Below are 21,620 nucleotides of genomic sequence, written 5' to 3' on the forward strand. Positions count from 1 at the left end.
AATTAATGCTACGCGTAATGCCGCGCGAAAGAGCTGCAGATGAATGCTAATTGCGGGCGGGCGCAACACCGGGTTCTGTACCCTTGACGATCGGGACCCGTACAGCGTTGCCCCATTCGGTCCACGAGCCGTCATAGTTGCGCACATTTTCGAACCCGAGCAGGTGCTGGAGCACGAACCAGGTGTGGCTGGAACGCTCGCCGATACGGCAGTACGCGACGACGTCGTCACCCTCCTTCAAGCCGGCTTCGCCGTGGTAGATCGCCTCCAGCTCCGTTCGGGCGCGGAACGTGCCGTCTTCGGCTGCGGCGCGTGCCCACGGGACCGATGCCGCGGATGGGATGTGGCCGCCGCGGAGCGCGCCTTCCTCTGGATAAGCGGGCATATGGGTGCGGGCACCGGTGTATTCATCTGCGGAACGGACATCGATCAGCGGGTTGCCGAAGTGCTCCAGAACGTCGCTCATGTACGCACGGATAGGAGCGTCGTTGCGCTCCACGACGGGGTAGTCGGTGGCCGTAGGCTGCGGTACGTCGGTTGTAAGCGGCCGGTCTTCGGCGACCCACTTGTCGCGGCCTCCATCAAGCAGACGGACGTCCTCGTGACCGAAGAGCGTAAAAACCCACAGCGCGTAGGCTGCCCACCAATTGGACTTGTCGCCGTAGATGACAACCGTGGTGTCCCGCGCGATTCCCTTGGCGGACATGAGGCGGGCGAAACCCTCGCCGTCGACGTAGTCCCGCGATACCTCATCATTGAGATCGGTGTGCCAGTCGATCTTGACCGCACCTTCAATGTGGCCGGTCTCATACAGCAGGACATCCTCGTCGGATTCCACGACCACCAGCCCGGGCGCTCCCAGATTGTCTGCCAGCCAGTCTGTGGAGACGAGGCGTTCCGGGTGGGCATAATCGGCAAACTTCTCGTTGGGGTCTGTTGCGACACTCATCCGTAAAAGGGCCTTCCTGTATCGACGGTTGATTCCCACCTAGCCTAACCACGTACGCAGGCTATTGCTTTCGGACAGGTCATGGAACGCCATATTGCCAGCGTCGGCGGGAACTCCAGGAACCGTGGTAGGAGGGCGTTCTCCCAGCCTGACGTATTCTTGCCTAGCACGGCTTTCCGGCCGGCAGTTCCCAAGCCGAAAGACTTACCAATCTGTGGCAACCATTGAACATCTGACCCAGCGAACTCCACAGGTTTCAGTGGATGAACTCCTGGACGGCTTCTATCCCTCGCAACGATTCGGATCTGTCTCCTTCGAGTCCTATCGGCCAGACCCACAGCAGCCGTCCCAGGCAGCAGCCGTGAAAGCCCTGCGCCACTTCGCGGCCACTGTGAATGCCCCGAAGCCCAGCGGACTGCGAAAGCTCTTCGGTTCCAAGCGGCAGGAGAGCCGCGCCGGGATCTATCTCGACGGCGGGTTCGGCGTCGGAAAGACGCACCTGCTCGCCTCCCTCTGGCATGCAACCAGTGGGAGGAAGGCTTTCGGCACTTTTGTCGAGTACACAAACCTGGTGGGTGCGCTTTCTTTCAGGAAGACTGTCGACGCGCTCAGCGGATACCAGCTCGTCTGCATTGATGAGTTTGAACTGGACGACCCTGGGGACACAGTGCTGATGTCCCGGCTGATGCGGGAACTGGCCGACGCAGGGGTAAAGCTCGCGGCAACATCGAACACGCTCCCCGGCTCCCTGGGCGAGGGACGATTCGCAGCCGTTGATTTCCAACGTGAGATCCAGGTGCTCGCCGACCAGTTCGACACCGTCCGCATCGACGGAGAGGATTATCGCCACCGGGGTCTTCCCGAGGCCCCTCCGTCGCTCACCGAGCAACAGGTGCGCAGTCGAGTCCGCTCCTACGACGACGGCTCCACAGTTGCCGAGGACAGCTTTGCCGACCTCATCAAACACCTTTCCGGCGTACACCCGAGCCGTTACCGGCAGCTCATCGACGGCGTCGATGTGGTGGCCTGGCACAACGTCGACACCATCACCGAGCAGGCTGTCGCATTACGCTTCGTGGTGCTGGCTGACCGGCTCTACGACAAGGACGTACCGATACTCGCCAGTGGAGCGCCCCTGAGTGACCTCTTCACGCAGGAAATGATGGGCGGGGGCTACATGAAGAAGTACTACCGCGCGGTGTCCCGCCTCACTGCGCTTGCCCGTCAGGCAGAGGAACCCAGCACCTAAGCGGAAAGACAAAAGCGCCGACACTGCCTCGCGGCAGGGTCGGCGCTTCCTTGTCGTGCTAAAGGCTTATACGTAAGGCCGGAGGCTTCGGTGAGCTAAGCGAACCGATCGCTTCCTGTGCTGTCCACAGTCCTGCCCGTCAGTCCGGTTGCCCTGTCCTTCAACTCTCCGGCCTTGCCTTTGAGCCCGTCAACTACAGACACAGACACCTCCTTTCTCCTTGAGGGAACCTTTTGTTCCCTCCGGACACCATCATAAGGAGGCTTCGTTGCGCCGCCAAGAGTATCCGCTTTCGCCCTGAGCGTGATTTCCGCCGAGTGCAATCTTGCCCACCAGGGCCCGGTGTGACAGCCTTATTTCAGCCAGATGGCACCCGGACGAGTGCGCCGTACCCGGCCAGCGACAAGACGGCGCTCAGGAGTAGATCAATCATGGCTTGGGTCATTCTCGTTATATCCGGAGTACTGGAAGCTGTCTGGGCGACTGCGCTCGGAAAGTCGGAGGGTTTCACCAAATTGTGGCCCACGGTGATTTTTGCCGTAGGGCTGATATTGAGCATGATTGGCTTGGCCTGGGCCATGCGCACCCTTCCGACCGGAACGTCCTATGCCGTGTGGGTGGGAATCGGCGCTGCACTCACTGTTACGTACGCAATGGTCTTCGACGGCGAGGCCGCATCCTTGCTGAAAGTGCTCTTCGTACTCGGGATCGTGGGCTGTGTAGTGGGTCTGAAGGTGCTCCACTAAGGTCAGCTGCGCTGATCCGTTGGAGTGGCGCTGGCCAGGTAGGAGAGCGGACGACGGGATTCGAACCCGCGACATCCACCTTGGCAAGGTGGTGCTCTAGCCAGCTGAGCTACGTCCGCGAAAAGGCGCCTCTCATGGAGGCGCCTTGCGTGGGCGATACTGGGATCGAACCAGTGACCTCTTCCGTGTCAGGGAAGCGCGCTACCGCTGCGCCAATCGCCCGTGCTGTGCAATATAACCGTATGGAGGTGGGGACGGGATTCGAACCCGCGTATACGGCTTTGCAGGCCGCTGCCTCGCCTCTCGGCCACCCCACCGTGACCTGCCGTAGCAGGACTACTGACCTAGGCCAGCGTATACAGTGACTTGCGAGCGGACGACGGGATTCGAACCCGCGACATCCACCTTGGCAAGGTGGTGCTCTAGCCAGCTGAGCTACGTCCGCGAAAGGAATGTGGCCGGGAGTTTCAGGAACATTCAGCTCCGCTCACGGCGTCTTTCCAACGAGTAAAAACAATATCCGAGGAAGGGGGGTTCGTCCAATTCACCGCACCCCGGAGAGCCTGCACATCCTGGAGAAGGCAATACGGTATAAGCACGCCGCCGTCACCGAAGTCATTCGACTATGCGGTGGCCATTGCTGCCGGTTCACGGTCTGTCAGTAGCGGGTGACACACTGGAATCATGACCGAGCCGCTCCTCGCCCATGCCACTGAACGCGGGCGCATGTACTCCCGATCCACCTCGGAGCCGCCCCTCGTCCCATCCATCACTACGGTCATCTCGCAGGCACAGTCGTCCTCGCTTGACGGCTGGTTCGGCTATATGGCTGCCAGTGCGCTGGCTCAGGATCCGCGCCTGCCCTCCTCTCTCGGCAACGCTTCGGAGATGAGGGCGGTCATACAGGACGCCTCGAAAGCTGCGGAGCGCTACCGGGACGACGCCGCGCGTCGCGGTACCAGGGTGCACTACTACTGCGAGCAGATCGCGCTTCGGGACCTTGGCCGGGAACACCGGGTTGAGCAAGCACGTACCGACCTTGTGCAGCATGGGGAAGAGGGATTCGCGGCACGGTTCGATGAGTGGTGGGATCTCTACCAGGTGCAGCCCATCGAGCCTGAAATCACTGTGTGGAACAGTGAGCTGGGCTATGCCGGAACGTTGGACCTCGTGGCAACGATCGGCGGACGCTTATGCATCCTGGATTTCAAGACCCGTGCTACGGACAGGGACGGCATGGTCAAGCCCCTGGATGAAAAAGTAGTCATGCAGCTCGTCGCGGGAATGAAAGCGCAGGAGTCCCTGGTGGATCCTGTCTCCGGCACCTGGGAACCGTGGCAGCACGGCGCGGATCCGATCCTGCTCGGAGTGGCCGTCGGGCAGACTGAGGTGCGTGCACTGCGTGCCAATCCGGAGGTCCTCAAGCACCATTGGTACAAGTTCTGCGCCTTGAGGCGTACCTGGGAGGTGGGGGGAGAAGTGGCAAGCGCAGGACGTCCGCTGCTCGTCGTCCCGCCGCCCCCGCGTCCGCAGGCGGCGCAGCCCGGCGCTGGGCAGGTGGCCTCCGCGGCTTCTGCGCAGGGCAACTGAACCTCAGCGCCGGCCCTAGAATTGACCATGTTTTCCCAGGTGAACCCGCGCCCCGGCAGCGTGTTCGGCCTCGGCATCACCACATACAAGTGAGGACACACAACCGAATGGCAGTTCTGAGCATCAGAATGATCGGAGACCCCGTGCTGCGCACACGGGCGTCTGAGGTGGTGGACTTCGGTCCTGACCTCGCGCGGCTGGTCCAGGACATGTCTGAGACTATGCACAGCGTGAACGGGGCGGGCTTGGCGGGCCCACAGGTGGGCGTCGGGCTCCGGATATTCACGTATGCGGTGGATGGCGCGGAAGGGCACGTGGTCAACCCTGAATTGACGCTGGCGGAATCAATACAGTCGGGTGACCTGGAGGGATGCCTATCGGTTCCCGGAATCGGCTCTGAGTTGCCGAGGGCAGCGCAGGTCCGGTTGCGGGGATATGATGCCTCGGGATTTCCGCTTGAGCTGGAAGCCACCGGCATGCTCGCCCGTTGCTTCCAGCATGAAACAGACCATCTGGATGGCCGGCTCTATATTGACCGGTTGGAAGGTGAGGAGCGTCGCCGGGCGATGCAGGCACTAAGGAATGCGCACTACCGATCGGTTACGCAGGAGACAGTCCAGAGGAGGTCCGCTTCAGTGGGTTCGGCCTTCGGGACCGGTCCGTCACTCAGCCAGAGCAAAGGCGGCAGCCGGTGAGGGTGTTGTTCGCGGGCACACCCGACGTTGCAGTGCCGTCGCTGGCTGAGCTTATCCGTGCAGGCCACCATGTTGCGGCGGTTCTCACGCGCCAGGATGCCCCGGTGGGTCGGAAGAAAGTCCTGACGCCGAGCCCCGTGGCTCAGGCAGCGGCAAGGCTTGGGCTCGAAACCGTGAAAGCAAACCGTATCGACGACGCCGTCGTCGCACGTCTTGGCGGGTTGGACCTCGACGCTGCGGCGATTGTTGCTTACGGCGGGATTGTGCCGGCACCTGCGCTGACAATTCCCAGACACGGCTGGATCAATCTGCACTTTTCGCTCCTGCCGGCCTGGCGTGGCGCAGCGCCGGTGCAGCACGCGCTCATCAACGGCGACGATGTGACGGGAGCGTCCACTTTCCTGCTTGAAGAGGGCCTTGATACCGGCCCTGTTTTCGGTACTGTGACCGAATCGGTTCTGCCAGGGGACACCAGCGGCGCTCTACTGGAACGACTCTCCGCCAGCGGGGCGGTGCTGCTTGCGCAGACTCTTTCTGCGATTGAGCAGGGGCGCGCCAAGGCTTTTCCGCAGGAGGGCCAGGTGTCCCTCGCCCCGAAACTCTCGGGCGAGGACGGCCGGATCCGCTGGAGTGATCCGGCCCTTGCCGTGAAACGGCGTATCAGCGGCGTGACACCGGAACCGGGCGCCTGGACCACGCTGAGTGGGCAACGGTGCAAGATTGGCCCGGTGCTGCTGCGTCCGGAAGTGACCGATCTGCCGCCCGGAGAGGCTTCGCAGCGTAATGGTGCTGTTCTGGTGGGCACCGGTTCCCACGCGGTCGAGCTGGGCGTCCTACAGCCATCGGGCCGCACCGTCCTCGCAGCCGCCGACTGGTTCCGTGGCGCACAACGAAAAGATGTGAGGTTCGAATGACCGACAGACGCCCCAACGATCCCAGTCGGCGCAATGAGCGTGGACGCGAACGCAACCGGTCAGGATCCCGAAAATTCTCGACGGCGGCACCGTCTGAGCGCACGCGTCGTGCCGACCCGGCGCGGCTTGTTGCGTTTGAGGTGCTGCGGGCCGTCTCGGCGGACGACGCCTACGCCAATCTGGTTCTTCCCGGCAGTATCCGTAAGCACCGGCTGGGACGCCAGGACGCCGGCTTCGCCACGGAACTGGCTTACGGCGCCCTGCGTGGGCAAGGAACATATGACGCAATCCTTGGGCAGTGTGTGGACCGTCCCCTGGACCAGCTTGATCCGGCCGTCCTTGACGCACTGCGGATCGGGGTGCACCAGCTCATGGCGATGCGTGTGCCGCCGCATGCCGCGTTGGACCAGACCGTCGGGCTCGCCCGCGCAGTCATCGGCGCGGGACCTTCCTCACTGATCAACGCCGTGCTGCGGAAGGTCTCACGCCGACCGCTCGCGAAGTGGCTCGACGAGCTTGTTGGCGGGATGGAAGAGCCGGTCCGGGTCAGCTCACTGAAGTTCAGCCACCCCGAATGGATCGTCCGGGCGTTACGCCAGAGCCTCGTGGCACACGGCAGAAACGTCAGTGAAATCGACAACCTGCTGCAGGCTGACAACGCCGCGCCCGAAGTCAACCTGGTCGCGCTCCCCGGCATCGGTACTTTGGACGAGGTGCTCCAAGCCGGCGGGCGCCCTGGTGACCTCGTGGAAGACTCCGCGGTGTTTGCCGCCGGCGATGTGGGCCGGCTGGAGAGCGTCCGCTCCGGAAAGGTCCGCGTGCAGGACGCCGGTTCGCAACTCGTTGCCCGGGCGCTGGCTGCGGTGGAACTGGATTCCGGGGGCGGGAAGGGCGAGACCTGGCTCGATCTGTGCGCAGGGCCGGGCGGCAAGGCGGCGCTGCTCGGGGCGGTCGCGGCTGAGCGCGGCCACGTCCTGGTTGCCAATGAGCCCGCGGAACATCGCGCTGCGCTGGTGCGCCAGGCGTTGGACGCCGTCCCTTCGCATGTCTGGACCGTGCGCGTTGATGACGGCAGGACCGTCGGCGCAGCATATCCGGATGGGTTCGACCGGATCCTGGTTGACGCGCCATGCACCGGGCTGGGCGCGCTGCGTCGCCGTCCCGAGTCGCGTTGGCGCCGGAAGCCCGCAGATCTCGTCGACCTGGCGCCGCTTCAACGCGGCCTGCTGAGCGAAGCGCTCGATACAGTACGCCCCGGTGGAGTGGTCGCATACGTCACCTGCTCGCCACACCCGGCCGAGACAACCGCCGTTGTGCAGGACTGTCTGCGCGGCCGGAAGGACTTCGCACTCCTCGACGCCGGTGCCGCGCTGGATGCAGTAAGCAGGACGGGTGCCCTGAACGCTGGACACGAGTCCACCGCGCAGCTCTGGCCACATGTCCACGGCACCGATGCGATGTTCCTGGCGCTGATTCGGCGTACACGGGGCTGAGCGCGCCGATGATCGCCAACTCCCGACCACCAACGAAAGGTTGTCCATGACAACGTGCTGTATTCACCCGAGCATCCTCTCCGCGGATTTTGCGAACCTTGAGTCGGAACTGAAGCGCATCGGATCCGCCGACGCTGTCCACGTTGACGTGATGGATAACAGCTTTGTTCCCAACTTGACGCTCGGGCTGCCCATTGTGAAGCGTATCCAGGCGGTGAGCCCGATCCCGCTCGATGTGCATCTCATGATCGACGACGCCGACCGGTGGGCACCCGAGTACGCGGGCGCCGGCGCGTCTTCGGTGACGTTCCACGCCGAAGCGGCCCGTGCCCCTATCAGGCTGGCCCGCGAGCTACGCTCTGCCGGCGCGAAGGCAGGCATGGCGTTGCGCCCGGCTACAGCCGTCGAGCCTTATCTGGACATGCTCGGTGAATTGGACATGCTCTTGGTCATGACGGTCGAGCCCGGATTCGGCGGTCAGCCCTTCCTGGACGTGACGCTGCCCAAGATCCGGCGGGCCGCCGAGGCAATCCGCGGTGGAAACCTTGCTGTGGCGATCCAGGTGGACGGCGGTATCACGGAGGAGACCATCGGGCGTGCGGCTGAGGCCGGTGCAACAGTCTTCGTGGCCGGTTCCTCCGTTTACGGCACGGAGGATCCGGCGGCAGCCATCGCCGGCCTTCACCGTGCAGCGTCGTAGCCCCGCGATCGAGGGCTGGCGGTCAAAGGATCCGGCAAATTCAGTTCAGCTCACCGGGATCCCCGTGAGCCGTACGCGGACGGCGCGGGCATCTGCTGCCGCTTTCACGAGCACCTCCCGGCGCGGATCGGGTACCGTCAGCAGCGGCAAGGCAGGGAGTTTCCGGTAACGGTTGAGCCTGGGGTGTCCAAGGCAGTCCGCCACCAGCGGCGCATCCCCGCCGGCCTGAACCGCGTCCAGGCGATGCCCTTCGAAAATGGCTTGTGCGCGGTCCACAGTCGTCTCGACAAGCGCGTCCGCCTGATTGGCCCGCCTTCGGGCAAACCGTTGCTGCGACCAACCTCCCGCCGCTGTACGCGACTGCACATAGCGCGTGCCCGTTTTCGACGCGACCAGTTTTCCGTTCCGCGACACTCCGACTGCGTAACCTCCCCGGCGAATCAGCAGCAGTCCCAGCGTCGCCGGGATTGATGCGGCCTGAATCAGCGCGTCGACGGCAGTCTGCTCGTCGCTGACGTCCGGCGGGCCGTTCTCGACAACGAGGCAGAGCGGTGCGGTGAGCTCCGCCGTGCACCCATTGATGGCACGCAGTACGACGACGGCGCCCGCCGCTTCCACACTGAAGTTGCCGTTTCGTTCCCCGAAGCGCTCCACCCAGCCGACCAGACGTTCCGGCTGTACCAGCACCTGGCGGTTGTCCTGCACGATGCTTCCTTTCGCCGGTATGGGACGGAACCTGTCAGTGGATCACAGTAGCCTTGGCACTGTGAGTGACCTATTCAGTGTGGACCACGGCGAGCAGGAAGACGAGCCTGCATCCGGGCAACCGACGGCGCGCAACCGGCCGCGCAGCCCGCTTGCAGTCAGGATGAGGCCACGGACGGTCGATGAGATCGTAGGGCAGCAGCACCTCCTGGGGGCGGGTTCGCCCCTGCGGACCCTGGCGGGCGGGGAGCCCGCGGCGCGGGTGGGCGCACCGACGTCAGTGATTCTCTGGGGTCCGCCCGGCACCGGAAAGACAACCCTTGCCCATGTCATTGCGCGGGGGCCTGGCCGGAAGTTCGTCGAGCTGTCCGCCATCACGGCGGGCGTGAAGGACGTCCGCCGCGTCATGGACGAGGCGCTGTCTGCCCGTGACCTCCATCGCACCACGACCGTGCTTTTCCTCGATGAGATCCACCGCTTCAACAAGGCCCAGCAGGATGCACTGCTGCCGGGCGTGGAGAACGGCTGGGTGGTCCTCATAGCAGCGACAACCGAGAACCCATCCTTCTCCGTGGTAGCGCCGCTGCTTTCGCGCTCCCTGCTGCAGACGCTGAAGCCATTGACGGAGGAGGATATCGCGGCACTCCTGCGGCGGGCCGCCGGGGACCCTCGTGGATTGGCCGGGCAGGTCAGTCTCGAAGATGATGCCCTCGCACATCTGGTCAGGCTCGCGGCAGGCGATGCGCGGCGGGGGCTTACGGCGCTTGAAGCGGCTGCCGCAGTTGCACAAACCGGGGGTGCCCATCCCGATCCAGCGAACAGGCCGGCAGATGATCCAACCGACCGGCCGTCGGTCCAGGCCGCGGTTGCGGTCGCGGACAAGACAGTGCGGATAACCCTCGCCCATGCGGAGAAAGCCGTGGACGTCGCGGCATTGCGCTATGACCGGGCGGGGGATCAGCACTACGACGTTGCGAGCGCGTTCATCAAGTCCCTCCGGGGCTCTGACGTCGATGCCGCACTGCATTATCTGGCACGCATGCTCGAGTCGGGGGAGGACCCCCGGTTTGTAGCCCGGCGGCTCATGATCTCGGCGGCCGAGGATGTGGGTATGGCGGATCCCACCGCCTTGCAGACAGCTGTCGCAGCTGCACAGGCGGTGCAACTCATCGGCATGCCGGAGGGGAGGATCATCCTTGCCGAGGCGGTCGTACACATTGCGACAGCACCGAAATCGAATGCCGCCTACAACGGAATTAACCAGGCCATCGCGGACGTCCGCGCAGGCAAGGGCCAGGGGATACCGGCCCATCTGCGTGATGCGCATTACCCGGGCGCCCGGCAGTTGGGCCATGGCAAGGGTTATGTGTACTCCCACGATGAGCCGCACGGCGTCGCGGCCCAACAGTATGCCCCCGATGACCTCGTGGGGACAGATTATTATCTTCCCTCCGACCGCGGGGCGGAGCGCGCCGTCGCCGCCAGGTTGGAGAAGCTGCGCCCCATTATTCGTAAGCGCTGAGCACTGCTAGGCTTATTCGTTGACTGGCAAGTCGCGGCTCACGCGCGCCCAGCAGGATCTGCGATCCCTGGGCTGTGAGGACCGCGGACTGTAGTACCGGAAAGCGGCCCCTTCCGGCTCTCCGCACATGGAGGCCAGCGACACAAGAAAGAGTTCATGCGGTGGAAGCTGCTTGAACTGCTTTGCCGTAGAACAGTGAAAGGTAAAACGTGGCCAACAACACACGTGCCCGCCGGAAGGTGCGCATCTCGCGTGCCCTCGGTATCGCCCTGACTCCCAAGGCTGAAAAGTACCTGGAGCGTCGCCCGTACGCGCCGGGTCAGCACGGCCGTTCCCGCCGCAAGCAGGACAGCGACTACGCAGTACGTCTGCGCGAGAAGCAGCGTTTGCGCGCACAGTACGGTATCCGCGAAGCGCAGATGGCTCGCGTCTTCGAGGAAGCACGCCGCACCGCCGGTCTGACTGGTGAAAACCTCATCGAGCTGCTTGAGATGCGCCTGGACGCGCTCGTGCTGCGCGCCGGCTTCGCCCGCACCAGTGCCCAGGCACGCCAGCTGGTGGTTCACCGCCACATCATGGTTGACGGTGCACGCGTTGACCGTCCGTCCTTCCGTGTGAAGGAAGGCCAGCTCATCCACGTCCACAGCCGCAGTGAAACCATGGTGCCGCTGCAGGTTGCCGCCGCAGGCGCGCACCGCGACGTGCTGCCGGCTGTTCCCGGCTACCTCGATGTCCAGCTTGAGAAGCTCCAGGCCCGCCTGGTCCGCCGTCCCAAGCGCTCCGAGGTTCCCGTGACCTGCGAAGAGCAGCTCGTGGTGGAATACTACGCACGCTGATCCAGCGCCGTTCCGCACGGCCTGACAGCACAACTGAATAGCATCTACTCCTGGAGCCCGTGGCGCACGCCGCGGGCTCCAGGAGTAGGTAAGGTACTAAGGGAATTGTGGGCGTGAGCCTGCCCAGCCAAGCGCGTAAGGAGATGTTCGTCAATGTCAGGTGGAGATATCGCCGGACTCATTGCAGCCGGGGTTTTCGCTGTTCTCGTGGCGCTGCTTGCCATTCCGGTCTGGAAGCTCGGGAAAGTCTTCGATGAGCTCCGCCAGGCGATCCGATCTGTGAGCGACGGCACCACTCCGCTGATCGATGAAGTGACCAGCACCGTCTCGACCACGCACAAGCAATTGAAGAACGTCGACGGGATCACCACGCACGTCTCGGATGCCTCCGCCAATATTTCGGCGCTCTCTTCCCTGGTCGCCGCCTCTGTCGGTTCGCCCCTCATCAAGGTCGCGGCATTCTCCTACGGCGTCCGCAGCGCACTTGCGTCCCGGCGAAAGCCGGCACCGCGCCGTCGTAGTCGCTGAACCCGCCCGACGCACGAATAGACAGACGAGGTTTTCTCCATGATCAAGAGGGTTTTCTGGCTCACAGCCGGGGTCGCCATCGGCGTCGTCGCTGTCCGGAAAGTATCAGCAATGAAATCGGCCGTCGGTCCGGAAGGGCTGAACCGTGCCGTCGCGCAGTTGACTGACAGTGTCGCTGACTTCGCAGAAGCGCTGCGCCAGGGTATGAACGAACGGGAGGCAGACCTCCGATCCGCCCTGGGTATCGACGCCGATCACCGTTCCTGACAAGGCCTGTCCCCACGACCCGCGGCCGTGCCTGGGCCGCGAGCAACACAGAAGGATCCCCCATGAAGTCCCAAGAGATCGCCCGTCGCTGGCTTGATTACTTCGAAGGCCAGGGGCACACCCGCGTGCCATCGGCATCGCTGGTCTCCAGCGACCCCTCGCTCCTCTTCACAGTGGCCGGCATGGTGCCGTTCATCCCCTATCTGACCGCCCGCGAAACACCGCCGTACGACCGCGCGACGAGCATCCAGAAGTGCATCCGCACCGCCGATATCGAAGAAGTCGGCAAGACCGCCCGGCACGGCACTTTCTTCCAGATGTGCGGGAATTTCTCCTTCGGCGACTACTTCAAGCACGATGCCATCCGCATGGCCTGGCAGCTTCTGACCACCAGTGTCGACGACGGCGGCTTCGGACTTCCTGCCGACCGGCTGTGGGTCACCGTCTACGAAGAGGACTCAGAAGCCCTAGCCATCTGGCGCGACGAAGTCGACTTCCCGGTTGAGCGCATCCAGAAGTTCGGCAAGAAGGACAACTACTGGAATACCGGCCAGCCCGGTCCAGGTGGGCCATGCTCGGAGATCTTCTTCGACAGGGGGCCGGAGTACGGCAGGGACGGCGGTCCGGAGGCCGACGAGGACCGCTACATCGAAATCTGGAACCTGGTCTTCATGCAGTACCGCCTCTCCGCCGTGCGCAGCAAGGAAGACTTCGACGTCGCCGGCGAACTGCCGAAAAAGAATATTGATACGGGACTCGGCCTTGAGCGTCTGGCGATGATCCTGCAGGGCGTCGAGAACATGTACGAGACCGATCAGGTCCGTCCCGTCCTTGACAAGGCGGCTGAGCTCTCCGGGCGGGAATACACCAGCGCCGAGTCCGACGACGATCCCCACCACCAGGACGATGTCCGCATGCGCGTGGTGGCAGACCACGTACGCTCTGCACTCATGCTGATCACCGATGGCGTCACCCCTTCGAACGAGGGGAGAGGCTACGTTCTCCGCCGCCTCATCCGTCGAGCCGTCCGCGCCATGCGCCTGCTCGGCGTCGAGAAGGCATGCCTGCCGGATCTGCTGCCGGTCTCCCGCGATGCGATGAAGGGCGTCTATCCGGAAGTTGAGCGGGATTTCGAGCGCATCAGCAGGATTGCCTACGCCGAGGAGAAGGCATTCCTGCGCACCATCGCGTCCGGGACAGCGCGCCTGGAGGAGGCAGTCCGGGAGTCTAAGAGTGCCGGCCGGTCGCTGTCCGGCGAAGACGCATTCAGCCTCCATGACACCTACGGCTTTCCCATCGACCTCACCCTTGAGATGGCCGAGGAAGCCGGAGTGCAGGTGGACGCTGACGGCTTCCGCGCCCTCATGCTTGAGCAGCGGCAGCGTGCGCAGGCTGATGCGCGGGGCAAGAAGGCCGGTCACGCAGACATGACGGTCTTCAACGATCTGCTTTCGACCGGAGAGACCGTATTCACCGGATACGAGGAGCTGACCAGCGAAGCATCCGTGCGTGGAATTATCAGCAACGGAGTATCCGTCCCGGTAGCGAAGCAGAATGACGAGATTGAACTCATCCTCGACCGCACCCCGTTCTACGCCGAGGCCGGTGGCCAGGCCGCCGACGTCGGACTCATCACCGGCAACGGCTTCGTCGTGGAGGTAACCGACGTCCAGCGTCCCGTGAAGGGGCTGAGCGTTCACCGCGCCGTCGTACGCGAGGGTGAGATCACCCGTGACGCGCCGGTGACTGCCGCCGTCGACCGCCAGCGCCGCGACGCCGGCGAGCAGGCCCATTCCGGCACGCACATCGTGCACGCGGCGCTCCATCAGATCCTCGGCCCCGAAGCACTGCAGCGCGGTTCCTTCAACAAGGCAGGCTACCTCCGGTTCGACTTCGCCTGGGGTGAAGGAATCAGTCCGGCCGCGCGCTCCGAGATCGAGGAGGTTTCGAACCTCGCCATCCGAAGCAACCACGAGGTGGAGACGAAGGTCATGGCGCTGGATGATGCTAAGGCGCTCGGGGCCACTGCCCTGTTCGGCGAGGCATACGGCGACAAAGTGCGCGTGGTGGAGATTGACGGTGCCTGGTCGCGCGAACTCTGCGGCGGAACCCACGTGGACTCCACGTCGCTCATCGGCACACTAACCCTGCTCGGCGAACAGTCGGTTGGCTCCGGCAACCGCCGTGTAGAAGCACTTGTCGGCATGGACGCCTTCAGGCACGGTGCTGCGGAGCGCGCACTCGTGAATGAGCTATCCGAGATGTTGAAGGTACCCTCACCCCAGTTGCCGGAGCGTTTGGGTGCAACGCTGAACCGTTTGAAAGCAGCCGAAAAGGAACTGGAGCGCCTCCGGAAGGAGCAGTTGTCTGCCGCCGCGGCGTCGCTGGTTGATACGGCCGTCGACGTCGACGGCGTACGGCTCATCACCCATGATGCCGGCGTCGTCGCCAGTGCAGATGATCTCAGGAATCTGGCACTCGACCTGCGTGGACGGCTTGGTTCCGGCGCATCGGTAGTAGCGGCGGCTGGTGTCAGCAAGGACCGTCCGGTCATCCTGGTTGTCGCGAACGAAGAAGCGCGCAGGGCCGGAGCAAAGGCCGGAGCGCTCGTGCGCGTTGCCGCTGGGGTGCTGGGCGGTGGCGGCGGCGGCAAGGACGATATGGCCCAGGGTGGCGGCTCCGACCCCTCCAAGGTGCCGGCGGCGCTGCAGGCGGTTCGATCGGCGCTAGGCTCCCGGTAGCGGGCACGGCGACGAACAGTGGAGACCGGAGGCTTCCCCCGCGGAGTCAAGATCGGCGTCGACGTCGGGATGGTGCGCGTGGGAATCGCGGCCAGCGACAGGGATGGTCTGATTGCGACACCAGTGCGAACGCTCAAACGTGATCAGAAGAAGAACAACGACCTCTTCCTGCTGGTCCGGAACATTCAGGAACTGGCGGCCGTTGAGGTATTTGTGGGACTGCCCCGGAACATGAGCGGGACAGAATCGGCCTCCACCGCGATGGCTCGCCAGTACGCGGTGGACCTCGCGGAAACGCTGGACGCCGCCGGGTTGTCCGTGCCGGTTCGGCTGATCGATGAGCGCTTGACCACCGTGTCAGCGCACCGCTCACTGCGGCAGGCTGGCTTGAACAGCCGCGAACATCGTAAGGTTGTAGATCAGGTGGCGGCCGTGGAAATACTTCAGCACGCCATCGACATGCAACGAAACCTTGAGCGGGATGTGGGGGAGCCGGTCGTTCATCATCGGCGGCGGGACCTTTCGGGGTCCCCGTCGGCCTCATCCGAGGAGCTAGACATTTCGCACATCAACTGGAGGAGGGAAGAGGAGCAATGAGCCACCGCCATCCTCCATTCCCGGCAGCCGACCACGGCGCTGACCAGCACCCCGACGATTACCTGGACGACCACTACTCCACCCATCCTGAACCGGTGGAGCAATTTTTCGAAGCGGACCTGCCGTCGCGGCGCACACGTCGCCCGTCGAAGGCACGTCAACGGCGCCGCCGGCGCCGCACGATCGTCATGCTCGTGGTTGTGCTCGGGTTCGTGGGGGTGGTCTTTGCAGTCGCAATGTTCCTCAGGAACCTCCTCGGGGTTGGCGAAATAACCGACTATGCCGGTCCGGGAACCGGCTCCGTCACGTTCACGGTGGAAGCCGGAGCGGCGCCGCTCACCATCGGCGGTGCGCTCGAACAGCAGGACATCGTTGCTGACGCCGACGAATTCATGGAAGCGCTCAGCACAGTTGCTGACGGACGGCTCATCCAGCCCGGTGAGTACGAGATGAAGTACCAAATGAGTTCCGAAGAAGCGGCGAGAGCCCTTCTCCTCGACGCAGACGCAGGGGTGCACTACGTGCCCGTCGCACAGAATCTGCGCCAGAACGAGGTTTTCGACATCCTTGTTGAGTCCAGCGGGATTCCGCGCGAGGAATTCGAAGCTTTGGCCGAGGACCCTACCCGGTTCGGTATCCCAGAGCAGGCGCCGAGCCTCGAAGGATACCTGTTCCCTGGTGAATATCGGTTCGACCTGGACGTTTCCGCCACAGAGATCATCCAGGAGATGGTCGACAACAGCATGGCCGCGCTCGAGGAAGCCGGCGTCACCGACCCCGATGAGCAGTATCGCATCCTCACCATCGCGAGCATTGTGCAGGCCGAGGCGGGCCAGGCCGACTATGCCCAGGTTGCAGGGGCAATCATGAATCGCCTCGGGCCGGACAACACTGAAACCAATGGGCTGATCCAATCGGATGCGACGGTCACCTACGGGCTCGGACGCAAGAGCTACAGCCTCACCGAGGAGGAGAAGGCTGACGAGAGCAACCCGTACAACACGTATGCCATCCCCGGCCTTCCTGTCGGGCCCATCGGGTCACCTGGGGAGAGAGCCATTGATGCCGCGGTCAATCCGGCTGACGTTCCCTACTACTACTGGGTAACGGTGAATCTCGATACAGGTGAAACCAAGTTCTCGGAGACCCTTGCCGAGCACGCCCGCTACGTCGCGGAATATCAGGCTTGGTGCGCCGATAACGCGGGAAGGTGCGAATAGGTGGACAAAGCGGTACCGCCGGCTCGTTTCCGGGCCGGCGTAACCGGCCACCCCATTGCACACTCGAAATCGCCCGGGTTACACCGGGCTGCCTACGCACTTCTTGGTCTCGACTGCAGCTACACGGCTATCGACACCCTGCCGGACGAACTCAATGATCTGATCGCGGATATCCGGTCCGACAATGCATGGCGCGGACTGTCGGTCACCATGCCCCATAAAGCCGCTGCGCTGAAGCACATGGACGACGTCGGTCCGGATGTCAGTGCCCTCGGCGTCATCAACACCGTCGTCGCCGAGGGCGACCCCGATAACCGCCGGCTGATGGGCTACAACACGGACGTGGCCGGCATTGTGAATGCAGTAAGGCACGCCGGCACCGAGTCTCCCGATCGTGCGGTTGTGCTGGGCGGGGGAGGCACCGCCGCTGCCGCGGTTGCGGCGCTTGCGCGCCTCGGCGTGGGGCTCACCGACGTCTGTGTGCGCTCCATACCGAAGGCTTCCGGTCTTGTCTTCCTCGGGGAGCAGCTTGGAATAGACGCTCGTCTGAAGCGCTTTGCTGAGGCGGCGAACCTGTGCTCGAACGCTTCCCTGGTCATCTCGACCCTGCCTCCCCATGGTGCAGACGAGCTGGCCCGTGAGCTGGCTGGCGCCGCTCAAGAGATCGGCGAGAGCGCAGGATTGCCCCGTGTGCTTCTCGATGTTGCCTATGACCCCTGGCCAAGTGCCATCGCCGGTGCTTGGGCGGCAAGCGGCGGCGTGATCGTCCCGGGTCTTGAAATGTTGCTTTACCAGGCGGTTGAACAGGTGAAGCTCTTCGCAGGCGATGCCTTCCGGGACGAGCGTGCTGTCATAAATGTGATGTGTGACGCTGTAGGGGCTCCCCGGCGCTGAGCTCCCCGCCCACGCGTGGCAGGATGGACTCATGTTGCGTTGGTTGACGGCCGGGGAATCCCACGGTCCTGCGTTGGTCGGAATCATTGAGGGGATGCCTGCCGGCGTCGAAGTTCTAAGCGAAGGGATCCAGGCCGCCCTGGCCCGTCGTCGCCTTGGTTACGGGCGAGGTGCCCGCATGAAGTTCGAACAGGACCAGGTCCGGATCATCGGGGGTGTCCGGCACGGACGTACCCAGGGCGGCCCGGTGGCCGTCGAGGTGGGCAACACCGAGTGGCCGAAGTGGGAGCAGGTCATGGCTGCCGATCCCGTGAATCAGGCGGTCCTTGAAGACTCAGCCCGAAACGCGCCGCTCACACGACCGCGACCCGGCCACGCCGATTTCACCGGCATGCAGAAATATGGTTTCGACGAGGCACGTCCGGTCCTCGAACGGGCCAGCGCCCGGGAGACGGCAGCCCGTGTTGCGCTTGGCACCGTTGCATCAAGCTTCCTCGAAGCGTTGGGCATCAGGCTCGTCAGCCACACCGTAGCCGTTGCCTCCGTTGCCGTTCCGGAGGGCTCACCCTTGCCCGGTCCCCGGGACGTCCTCGCCCTGGATGAAGACCCCCTGCGCTGCTTCGACAGGGAGACTTCGAATGCGATGGTGGCCGAAGTCGACGCCGCGCACAAGGAGGGCGAAACACTCGGTGGAGTGGTGGAGGTCATTGCCTACGGGTTGCCGCCGGGCCTCGGCAGCTACGTACACTGGGACCGACGCCTGGACGCGCGGCTCGCTGCAGCCCTGATGGGCATCCAGGCGATCAAGGGTGTCGAAGTGGGGGACGGATTCGAAACCGCCCGGCGGCGGGGATCGGCCGCACATGATGAGATTGTCCGGGAGGAAACGGGGCGCATCGGACGCGCAACCAACCGGGCCGGGGGCATTGAAGGCGGCATGAGCATTGGCGACGTCCTGAGGGTACGGGCCGCGATGAAACCGATCGCCACGGTGCCGAGGGCGTTGCAGACCATCGACGTGAGCACGGGTGACGCTGCGAAAGCCCACCACCAGCGTTCCGATGTCTGTGCTGTGCCTGCGGCGGGTGTGGTGGCGGAAGCCATGGTCGCGCTTGTCCTCGCGGAGGCCGTAACGGAGAAATTCGGCGGTGATTCGGTGACGGAGACCAGGCGCAACCTCGAGTCCTACCTGGCCAACATTCCGTCGTCGTTAAACTCGGTCTCGCGCTGATGTCGCCGGCGGGGGAAAAACCGCTGGTGCTGATCGGCCTGATGGCCACTGGAAAATCGACGGTCGGCAGGCGGGTGGCGGTCCGCCACGGTTGGCGGTTTGTTGATACGGACGCCGTGATCGTGGACCGCCACGGTTCAATCGCCGAGATTTTCGCCCAGCGCGGAGAGAGCGGTTTCCGTGAGGTAGAGGCAGGCGTCGTCGCCGAGGTGCTTTCCGGGGCGGACGGCGATACGGTGGTCTCGCTCGGAGGGGGATCAGTGTTGCACGAGCGCACGCAGGAACTGCTCTCAAGGGCACTGGTCGCCTACCTGGACGCAGACGTCGCAACGGTGTTGCCGCGGCTTGAGGGCGACACCGGCCGGCCGTTGCTCGCCGGCGGCGCCGGTGAGCGGTGGGCCCGCCTGGACCGTGAGCGGCGTCCGGTGTACGAGGCGCTGGCGGACCTGGTGATCAACACAAGGGACGCAACAATCGACGACGTCGTCAATCGACTTGAGGAGCAGGTCCGCCGCGTGCGCCCTGCTGAAGGAAAGGACCACGGCAATGACCGCTGAGCCCACCACCATCCGCGTTACGGGCAGTGCTCCGGCGGAGAACTACGACGTCCTCGTGGGGCGCGGGCTGCTTAATCGGCTCGAGCCATTGCTGGGGGAGCGGGTTCGGCGTGTCCTCGTGATCCACCCCCGGGCGCTGCGCACGACGGGAGACACGGTGCGCGAGCAGTTGGCCGACGCCGGCTTCACCGCGGTGACGGCAGAAATTCCCGATGCCGAGGAAGGTAAGCACATCCAGGTCGCAGCTTTCTGCTGGCAGGTGCTTGGCCAGAACGACTTCACGCGGTCCGACGCCGTTGTCGCCGTCGGAGGCGGTGCTGTCACCGATGTCGCCGGTTTCGTCGCAGCGACCTGGCTCCGCGGGGTCAAGGTTATCCACCTTCCGACAACCCTCCTCGGGATGGTCGATGCCGCGGTGGGAGGCAAAACCGGAATCAACACTGCCGAGGGCAAGAACCTGGTGGGCGCCTTTCATCCGCCGGCCGGTGTGTTGGCCGACCTCGACGCCCTGGGCACACTGCCCGTGAACGAACTGGTCACAGGAATGGCCGAGGTGGTGAAGTGCGGTTTCATCGCCGACCCCCGCATCCTCGAACTCATCGAGGCGAATCCCGAAGCGGTAAAGGACCCTGCGAGCGAGACGGTCCGTGAACTGGTCGAAAGTTCCATTGCCGTGAAGGCAGCCGTCGTTTCCGAAGACTTCAAGGAATCCGGACGCCGTGAGTTCCTGAACTACGGGCACACCCTGGCCCACGCCATCGAGCTCGCTGAAAGGTATTCCTGGCGTCACGGCGCAGCAGTTTCTGTGGGATTGGTCTTCGCCGCGGAATTGGCGCGCATGGTGGGGCGCCTGGACGACGCGACTGCCGACCGGCACCGTACAATCCTGGAATCCCTTGGACTGCCCGTGTCCTACCGCAGGGACCGGTGGTCAGCACTCCTGGACGGTATGCGTCGGGACAAGAAAGCACGCGGGGATCTCCTGCGCTTCGTGGTACTCGATGAGATCGCGAAACCCGGAATCCTCGACGTACCGGATACATCGCTCCTCTTCGCGACCTACCAGGAGATTGCCTCCTGAATCGCGGCGCAGCGGCAGGGTAGACTGGCTTCTGGTCTTTTGGCGGGCAGTCGCCGCGCAGCGACACCGCTGTGACGCCGCAGTGAAACCGTCAGAATCAGTCAATCGACGAAAGAGAATCCGTGGCTACCACGAACGACATCAAGAACGGCACCGTGCTCAAGCTCGAGGGCAACCTCTGGAACGTGCTGGAGTTCCAGCACGTAAAGCCGGGCAAGGGCGGAGCGTTTGTTCGCACCAAACTCCGCAACATCCTGTCGGGAAAGGTCGTTGACAAGACATTCAACGCGGGCCTGAAGATTGAAACCGCCACGGTGGACCGCCGCGATTACCAGTACCTGTACAAGGACGGCGAAGACTTCGTGTTCATGGACACCACGGACTATGACCAGATCACCGTCCCCGGTGCAACGGTCGGCAACGCTGAGAACTTCATGCTTGAAAGCCAGATGGCCACGATCGCCATGCACGAAGGGGCAGCGCTGTACCTGGAGCTCCCGCCGTCGGTCGTTCTGGAAATCACCTACACCGAACCCGGCCTGCAGGGCGACCGCTCCACCGGCGGCACCAAGCCGGCAACTGTGGAAACAGGGTATGAAATCCAGGTTCCGCTGTTCCTGGAAACCGGGACGAAGGTCAAGGTCGATACCCGTACGGGCGATTACCTGGGACGCGTCAACGAGTGAGTGCCCGGAGCAAGGCGCGGCGTCGGGCACTGGATATCCTCTTCGAGGCCGAACAACGTTCAGTCTCCCCGCTCGAGGCGCTGCAGGCGCGGCGTGAGAAAACCGACACAGTCATCAATGAGTACTCGGTCGAGGTCATTGAGGGCGTCATTTCACACGGTGCGCAGATTGACGAGTTCCTGAGCACTTACTCACAGGGCTGGACGCTGGACAGGATGCCGGCAGTGGACCGCATGATCCTGCGCGTAGGAACCTGGGAGCTGCTGTACAACGAGGACGTGCCTGACACGGTGGCCGTCAGCGAGGCCGTGCAGCTCGCGACCATGCTCTCCACCGATGAGTCGCCTGCATTCATCAACGGTCTCCTCGGTAGATTGCAACAGCTCAAACCGACGCTGCTGGCCTAGAGCGAGGCGTTA

General features: G+C 63.9%; 22 protein-coding genes, 4 tRNA genes and 1 riboswitch. Of the genes, 20 read left to right on the forward strand and 6 right to left on the reverse strand.

Annotation, left to right across the window (positions count from 1 at the left end):
- Positions 1–46: 46 nt before the first annotated feature.
- Positions 47–949 (reverse strand): sulfurtransferase, encoded by a 903-nt coding sequence (locus ACX80C_RS00170; RefSeq protein ID WP_459324214.1) that lies wholly within the window; start codon positions 947–949, stop codon positions 47–49.
- A 214-nt stretch (positions 950–1,163) separates the two neighbouring features.
- Between ACX80C_RS00170 and zapE the strand changes: the two genes are divergently transcribed.
- A complete protein-coding gene (gene zapE / locus ACX80C_RS00175) occupies positions 1,164–2,198 on the forward strand; it encodes a cell division protein ZapE (protein WP_459324215.1) in 1,035 nt (344 codons plus the stop codon).
- 356 nt (positions 2,199–2,554) lie between these two features.
- Positions 2,555–2,615, forward strand: a riboswitch (guanidine-III (ykkC-III) riboswitch).
- Positions 2,616–2,629: 14 nt separating this feature from the next.
- Positions 2,630–2,944, forward strand: a complete 315-nt coding sequence (locus ACX80C_RS00180; protein WP_459324216.1) for a DMT family transporter — start codon at positions 2,630–2,632, stop codon at positions 2,942–2,944.
- A gap of 45 nt (positions 2,945–2,989) precedes the next feature.
- On the opposite strand, the gene ACX80C_RS00185 is transcribed toward ACX80C_RS00180, so the two are convergent.
- From ACX80C_RS00185 to ACX80C_RS00200, 4 genes are all read right to left on the reverse strand, one after another.
- Positions 2,990–3,063 (reverse strand) — tRNA-Gly (locus ACX80C_RS00185).
- A 31-nt stretch (positions 3,064–3,094) separates the two neighbouring features.
- A tRNA-Val gene (locus ACX80C_RS00190) sits at positions 3,095–3,166 on the reverse strand.
- 21 nt (positions 3,167–3,187) lie between these two features.
- A tRNA-Cys gene (locus ACX80C_RS00195) sits at positions 3,188–3,261 on the reverse strand.
- Between the two features lie 54 nt (positions 3,262–3,315).
- Positions 3,316–3,389 (reverse strand) — tRNA-Gly (locus tag ACX80C_RS00200).
- Between the two features lie 239 nt (positions 3,390–3,628).
- Between ACX80C_RS00200 and ACX80C_RS00205 the strand changes: the two genes are divergently transcribed.
- From ACX80C_RS00205 to rpe, 5 genes are all read left to right on the forward strand, one after another.
- Positions 3,629–4,534, forward strand: coding sequence for a cytochrome (locus ACX80C_RS00205; protein ID WP_459324217.1), 906 nt, complete (start codon positions 3,629–3,631; stop codon positions 4,532–4,534).
- A 107-nt stretch (positions 4,535–4,641) separates the two neighbouring features.
- Positions 4,642–5,229 (forward strand): peptide deformylase, encoded by a 588-nt coding sequence (gene def / locus ACX80C_RS00210; RefSeq protein WP_459324218.1) that lies wholly within the window; start codon positions 4,642–4,644, stop codon positions 5,227–5,229.
- The gene (locus ACX80C_RS00215; protein WP_459324219.1) at positions 5,226–6,143 is read left to right on the forward strand and encodes a methionyl-tRNA formyltransferase; all 918 of its coding nucleotides are present in this window, start codon (positions 5,226–5,228) and stop codon (positions 6,141–6,143) included. Before def ends, ACX80C_RS00215 begins: the two co-directional genes overlap by 4 nt.
- Positions 6,140–7,636: an RsmB/NOP family class I SAM-dependent RNA methyltransferase gene (locus ACX80C_RS00220; RefSeq protein ID WP_459324220.1), complete on the forward strand. Its 1,497-nt coding sequence runs from the start codon at positions 6,140–6,142 to the stop codon at positions 7,634–7,636. Before ACX80C_RS00215 ends, ACX80C_RS00220 begins: the two co-directional genes overlap by 4 nt.
- A 46-nt stretch (positions 7,637–7,682) precedes the next feature.
- Positions 7,683–8,336, forward strand: coding sequence for a ribulose-phosphate 3-epimerase (rpe, locus tag ACX80C_RS00225; RefSeq protein ID WP_459324221.1), 654 nt, complete (start codon positions 7,683–7,685; stop codon positions 8,334–8,336).
- A 45-nt stretch (positions 8,337–8,381) separates the two neighbouring features.
- Here rpe and ACX80C_RS00230 read toward each other — a convergent pair whose 3' ends face one another.
- Entirely contained in the window at positions 8,382–9,041 is a 660-nt protein-coding gene (locus ACX80C_RS00230; RefSeq protein WP_459324222.1) for an acVLRF1 family peptidyl-tRNA hydrolase, read from the reverse strand.
- A gap of 61 nt (positions 9,042–9,102) precedes the next feature.
- Between ACX80C_RS00230 and ACX80C_RS00235 the strand changes: the two genes are divergently transcribed.
- From ACX80C_RS00235 to nusB, 13 genes are all read left to right on the forward strand, one after another.
- Positions 9,103–10,563, forward strand: coding sequence for a replication-associated recombination protein A (locus ACX80C_RS00235; protein WP_459324223.1), 1,461 nt, complete (start codon positions 9,103–9,105; stop codon positions 10,561–10,563).
- A gap of 209 nt (positions 10,564–10,772) precedes the next feature.
- Complete coding sequence (gene rpsD / locus ACX80C_RS00240) at positions 10,773–11,399, forward strand: 30S ribosomal protein S4 (RefSeq protein ID WP_167993055.1); 627 nt, start codon at positions 10,773–10,775, stop codon at positions 11,397–11,399.
- Positions 11,400–11,552: 153 nt separating this feature from the next.
- On the forward strand, positions 11,553–11,927 hold the full coding sequence (locus tag ACX80C_RS00245) for a DUF948 domain-containing protein (protein ID WP_459324224.1): 375 nt from the start codon (positions 11,553–11,555) through the stop codon (positions 11,925–11,927).
- A gap of 42 nt (positions 11,928–11,969) precedes the next feature.
- Complete coding sequence (locus ACX80C_RS00250) at positions 11,970–12,194, forward strand: hypothetical protein (RefSeq protein WP_459324608.1); 225 nt, start codon at positions 11,970–11,972, stop codon at positions 12,192–12,194.
- Between the two features lie 62 nt (positions 12,195–12,256).
- On the forward strand, positions 12,257–14,935 hold the full coding sequence (alaS, locus tag ACX80C_RS00255; RefSeq protein ID WP_459324225.1) for an alanine--tRNA ligase: 2,679 nt from the start codon (positions 12,257–12,259) through the stop codon (positions 14,933–14,935).
- Between the two features lie 18 nt (positions 14,936–14,953).
- The gene (gene ruvX / locus ACX80C_RS00260; RefSeq protein ID WP_459324226.1) at positions 14,954–15,532 is read left to right on the forward strand and encodes a Holliday junction resolvase RuvX; all 579 of its coding nucleotides are present in this window, start codon (positions 14,954–14,956) and stop codon (positions 15,530–15,532) included.
- Complete coding sequence (gene mltG, locus ACX80C_RS00265) at positions 15,529–16,752, forward strand: endolytic transglycosylase MltG (RefSeq protein WP_459324227.1); 1,224 nt, start codon at positions 15,529–15,531, stop codon at positions 16,750–16,752. The genes ruvX and mltG overlap by 4 nt, the downstream gene beginning before the upstream one ends.
- The gene (locus ACX80C_RS00270) at positions 16,753–17,646 is read left to right on the forward strand and encodes a shikimate dehydrogenase (protein WP_459324228.1); all 894 of its coding nucleotides are present in this window, start codon (positions 16,753–16,755) and stop codon (positions 17,644–17,646) included.
- A gap of 31 nt (positions 17,647–17,677) precedes the next feature.
- Positions 17,678–18,877 carry a chorismate synthase gene (gene aroC, locus ACX80C_RS00275; RefSeq protein ID WP_459324229.1) on the forward strand — a complete coding sequence of 400 codons (1,200 nt, stop codon included), beginning with the start codon at positions 17,678–17,680 and terminating at the stop codon, positions 18,875–18,877.
- Between the two features lie 41 nt (positions 18,878–18,918).
- The gene (locus ACX80C_RS00280; RefSeq protein ID WP_459324230.1) at positions 18,919–19,434 is read left to right on the forward strand and encodes a shikimate kinase; all 516 of its coding nucleotides are present in this window, start codon (positions 18,919–18,921) and stop codon (positions 19,432–19,434) included.
- Positions 19,424–20,515, forward strand: a complete 1,092-nt coding sequence (gene aroB / locus ACX80C_RS00285; RefSeq protein ID WP_459324231.1) for a 3-dehydroquinate synthase — start codon at positions 19,424–19,426, stop codon at positions 20,513–20,515. Before ACX80C_RS00280 ends, aroB begins: the two co-directional genes overlap by 11 nt.
- A 122-nt stretch (positions 20,516–20,637) precedes the next feature.
- Positions 20,638–21,201 carry an elongation factor P gene (gene efp, locus ACX80C_RS00290; protein WP_459324232.1) on the forward strand — a complete coding sequence of 188 codons (564 nt, stop codon included), beginning with the start codon at positions 20,638–20,640 and terminating at the stop codon, positions 21,199–21,201.
- Entirely contained in the window at positions 21,198–21,608 is a 411-nt protein-coding gene (gene nusB, locus ACX80C_RS00295; protein WP_459324233.1) for a transcription antitermination factor NusB, read from the forward strand. Before efp ends, nusB begins: the two co-directional genes overlap by 4 nt.
- The last annotated feature ends 12 nt before the right edge of the window (positions 21,609–21,620 follow it).

This window comes from Arthrobacter tecti (assembly GCF_054511355.1).

Coding starts and splice junctions, on each gene's coding strand:
- ACX80C_RS00180 (WP_459324216.1), top strand. CDS start 2,630: ATGGCTTGGGTCATTCTCGTTATATCCGGAGTACTGGAAGCTGTCTGG.
- aroB (WP_459324231.1), top strand. CDS start 19,424: ATGACCGCTGAGCCCACCACCATCCGCGTTACGGGCAGTGCTCCGGCG.
- rpe (WP_459324221.1), top strand. CDS start 7,683: ATGACAACGTGCTGTATTCACCCGAGCATCCTCTCCGCGGATTTTGCG.
- ACX80C_RS00245 (WP_459324224.1), top strand. CDS start 11,553: ATGTCAGGTGGAGATATCGCCGGACTCATTGCAGCCGGGGTTTTCGCT.
- def (WP_459324218.1), top strand. CDS start 4,642: ATGGCAGTTCTGAGCATCAGAATGATCGGAGACCCCGTGCTGCGCACA.
- ACX80C_RS00205 (WP_459324217.1), top strand. CDS start 3,629: ATGACCGAGCCGCTCCTCGCCCATGCCACTGAACGCGGGCGCATGTAC.
- ACX80C_RS00170 (WP_459324214.1), bottom strand. CDS start 949: ATGAGTGTCGCAACAGACCCCAACGAGAAGTTTGCCGATTATGCCCAC.
- ACX80C_RS00220 (WP_459324220.1), top strand. CDS start 6,140: ATGACCGACAGACGCCCCAACGATCCCAGTCGGCGCAATGAGCGTGGA.
- ACX80C_RS00280 (WP_459324230.1), top strand. CDS start 18,919: ATGGCCACTGGAAAATCGACGGTCGGCAGGCGGGTGGCGGTCCGCCAC.
- alaS (WP_459324225.1), top strand. CDS start 12,257: ATGAAGTCCCAAGAGATCGCCCGTCGCTGGCTTGATTACTTCGAAGGC.
- mltG (WP_459324227.1), top strand. CDS start 15,529: ATGAGCCACCGCCATCCTCCATTCCCGGCAGCCGACCACGGCGCTGAC.
- aroC (WP_459324229.1), top strand. CDS start 17,678: ATGTTGCGTTGGTTGACGGCCGGGGAATCCCACGGTCCTGCGTTGGTC.